Genomic DNA, 3,933 nt, shown 5'->3' on the forward strand with positions numbered 1-3,933 from the left:
ATTTTTCGTTGTAGGAAAATATTAAATTTTTAAATAAAAGACATAATTAATTAAAATTATAATTTGCTATTAGTATCTTTTTAAAAATATTTACAATTATTTTAATAAGTTATGCAAGAAGTCTATTGATCACAACAAGGAATATATGATCCATATAATGCTATTCATGATAACGAACAACAACCACAAGATAAATTAAATAGTATTAAAAAAGCTCAAACAAATTATAAATTAATGGCATACTTAAATCCATGACAACAATGAGTTGTAATATGAACAGGAAATGCTAGTGCTAGTGTATCAGGAGCAAATGATATGGCTGCAACAATGTTGTTACCAATTAATAATTATTTAGATGTTAAAATTGATTCTGTTGCTTTTCAGACAAGTGATTCTAAGGCAAAAACAAATTATTTTTTAATGGGAGACTTTAATAAACCAGTAACATTAACTAGTTTATCTGGTTTGTATACGGATTATTTATTAGTAACACTTGCATTAGCAGAATTAACATTATGATGAATTACAAGAAAGGATTTTGTATAGTTATGAAAACAAAAAAAGTAATTTTACACCAAATCCTGATTTAGCAATCGAGATTCATGGATTTACAAAAAAATTTAAAAAATTTGTCGCTGTTGATGATATTAATATGAATGTTGCAAAAGGGAAAATTTATGGGTTTATTGGACCAAATGGTTCAGGAAAAACCACAACAATTAAATCATTAGTTGGAGCAATTATTCCAACAAGTGGTAATTTTAGTATTAATGGTTTAAAAGCGAACTCACCAGCAGCAAAAAAAATTATTGGATATATTCCTGAAAATGCTAGGTTTCCAAAACATTTAAATGTTTATAAATATTTAATTGAAATGATTTATTTACGAGATGTTAAGTATAAAGAAGCAAAAGTAAAAGCAAAGCAAATCTTAGAAAATCTAAATTTATGAAAATTTCGAACTAAGAATCCTAATACATTTTCATCAGGAATGAAGAAAAAGGTCTTATTAGCACAAGCATTAATTGCGGATCCAAAGGTCCTAATTTTAGATGAACCAGCAGCTAATTTAGACCCAACTGCTCGCCAAGAATTATTCAATGATTTAATTAAAGTTAAAAACCAAGGTAAGACAATTTTAATTTGTTCACATATTTTAACTGAATTGCAAGATTTGGCCGATGAGATTACAATTCTAAATTATGATAAGGTTGTGTTTTCGGGTACTATTATTAATTCAACCCAAAACTATTATCAATTTACCGTAATGGAAAAACCAATGTTAGGAAGTTTAGAAAATGTTGTAAAAAAATTAAATCTTCCCATAATTGAAAAATTAGAAGATGGTTTAATTTTACATTTAGAAAATGGCAATGAACAAATTAAAGAAATTGCTTATCGTGCTTTTGAAGAAAAAGTAATTTTAATTACTATTAAACCATTTGTAACAAATATTACCGAAATTTACGATCGTGTTGTTTTTTCAGTTAATAAAAATTTTGGTAAAGCAAGTGCATTAAGTAATTAATGTTAAAAAACCTTAGTAAAATAATTTTTTTGAGCTATAATTATAACGAAGATTATTAATGTAGTTTTAAAATTACTTTACATCGTAAGGTTTTTTTTATTTTTTTATTAGGGGGGAGGAAATTAATTTGTCAGAAGTTTTAACAGGTCGTGAAAAAAAAATACGGTTTGAAAAACCTTGAAAAACAATAACATACTTTTGTGTTCCAACTGTTTTCTTAATGATTGTTCAAGGGTTATACAATATTGTTGATAAAAGTTTAGCATTATCATTTGCCGCACCTGATTTAATTCATGACCAATTTTATATTGATGCATATAATCGGTTAAAAAATATTAGTGTTACAGAAATTCCTTTAGCTGATATGCGGTCATTTATTAATGTTGCAACTCAATATGCTTCACAAACATATAACTTACAATGGTCGTTTAGTATTATGATTGGAATGGGTTGTGCAATGAATTTTTCAATTGCTTATGGGCAACGTGATATTCCAAGTATGTGTCGAATTGCAGGAAATGGTTTTTCATTAACAGTTCTTTTTTCAATCATTGTTGCATTTGCAATTTTTTGTATTGTATTTCCGGGATGAAACGCTATATTTATTACTTCTCAAATGGGAAAACATTATAATCCAATTACAGAAAGTTTATGTTGAGAATATTCATTTCCAATGTTAGCAGCAGCACCAATGATGTTTTTAAGTTATTATTTTATGTCCTTAATTCGTAGTGAAGGACGAATGAAATGAGTAATAATTATGATTTTAAGTTCATTATTAATTAATGCTGCAGCGGCCATTTTCTTTATGAGAGTTTGTCATCTTGGAATGTCAGGAGCAATGTTGGGGACAGTTTTTTCTTGAACAGTACAAGTAATTTGAGGATTTATTATTGTTTTTAAAACAAAAAATAGTTATTCAAAATTTTACTGAAATGACTTATTCCAAATTGAAGGAAAAAATATTGCTAATTTTACTAAAGCAGGATTACCAAATTTTATTAATAATGCTGCTTTAGTTGTTACATCTTATGTTTCAACATTCCTTGTTGTTCAGTTACCAAACCAAGAATATCATAATGGGGTTGCTGTTTTGCAGGAACTTTATTCTTCAATTGTGCCATGAATGACATTAGTATTATCAGCAGGGGTTGGTGTTACACAAGGGGCTCGTAGTATTATTGCCTATAATTATGGGGCAAAAAAGAATGCTCGAATTTGAGAAGTTTTAAAACGGGTTAGTTTATTAATTATTATTTGATTTTGTTTAATGTTAATTGTCTTTATTATTTTTGGAAAAGATATGATGATGTTATTTGCTTTTCCTGAAAAATATGCAACGAAATATCGTTGATGAATTGTTTTAAACTTTATGACTTATCCATTTTGTTCATTAACTTATATTGCTTTAACGTTGTTCCAAGGAATTAATCGTTCCTTTTTAGCAACATTTACAAGTAGTTTACGTTCAATTGTTGTAATTTTACCATTAATTGGAATTGGTTTTGGCGTTAGTCAAGCAACTGGAAATCTAATTTTCTATTATGTCTTTATTGGTTTAAATGATTTAATTTCAGCAGCAATTATTATTCCAATTTTAATTTACTACTGAAGAAAATATCGTAACAAATTAGTTGATGAGCCTGATCCATATTTTAATGAATATCAAGAAGATTTACGAACTAAAAAAGTTTTAAAAGTGAAACATCAACAAAAAAATAACTAGGTTATGCAAGAAGTCTATTATATAAAAATGATCTTCCTGCAGCAACTGGAAATATTTACTTTGAAAAAGATATTGCAGTTATTGAGGATATTTCAACTCATCAAAATTTTCGCCAACAAGGATTAGCAAAACTAATGATGAATCATTTAATTAATCGTGTTTATAATCAAGGTTACGATTTGGTTGGGTTGATTGCAACATCACAAGGATATAATGTTTATCGCAAATTAGGATTTCGTCCAATTAACTTATATTTAAGTGAATACATTGCAAAAACAAAAAGCACTAATTTAAGTCAAATTGCAACCAAAATTAGTCGTGGTAAGATTAAATATCTTCAAACAATGAACCAAACAGCAATTAATAATATGATAAATAATTTTAGTTGTAAGAAATGTAATAAAGAAATTACTGATAATAAATATTTAATGGCTTTTAAAGGATTAAATGATTTTGCTATTAACAATTATCACCAAAACTGTTATAGTTTTTCAATAAAAGATAAATGAGTAATTTTAGTTGAAAGAGATGATAATAATTAATTTATCTTATAAATTTATCTTATAATAGATTTCTTGCATAACCTATTAAAATAATTGTAAATATTTTTAAAAAGATACTAATAGCAAATTATAATTTTAATTAATTATGTCTTTTATTTAAAAATTTAATATTTTCC

General features: G+C 26.4%; 4 protein-coding genes. All 4 read left to right on the forward strand.

The annotated features are described in order from the left end of the window. The first annotated feature begins 111 nt into the window (after positions 1-111). Positions 112-546 (forward strand): hypothetical protein, encoded by a 435-nt coding sequence (locus tag EHV01_RS03780; RefSeq protein ID WP_422066265.1) that lies wholly within the window; start codon positions 112-114, stop codon positions 544-546. Further along, complete coding sequence (locus EHV01_RS03785; RefSeq protein ID WP_422066266.1) at positions 539-1,528, forward strand: ABC transporter ATP-binding protein; 990 nt, start codon at positions 539-541, stop codon at positions 1,526-1,528. Before EHV01_RS03780 ends, EHV01_RS03785 begins: the two co-directional genes overlap by 8 nt. 127 nt (positions 1,529-1,655) lie before the next feature. After that, positions 1,656-3,254, forward strand: a complete 1,599-nt coding sequence (locus EHV01_RS03790) for an MATE family efflux transporter (protein ID WP_422066267.1) — start codon at positions 1,656-1,658, stop codon at positions 3,252-3,254. Positions 3,255-3,271: 17 nt separating this feature from the next. Next, on the forward strand, positions 3,272-3,796 hold the full coding sequence (locus EHV01_RS03795) for a GNAT family N-acetyltransferase (RefSeq protein ID WP_422066268.1): 525 nt from the start codon (positions 3,272-3,274) through the stop codon (positions 3,794-3,796). The last annotated feature ends 137 nt before the right edge of the window (positions 3,797-3,933 follow it).

Source organism: Spiroplasma sp. hy2 (assembly GCF_044714365.1).
In the GTDB taxonomy this organism is placed as follows: Bacteria; Bacillota_I; Bacilli_A; order Mycoplasmatales; family Mycoplasmataceae; genus Spiroplasma; species Spiroplasma phoeniceum.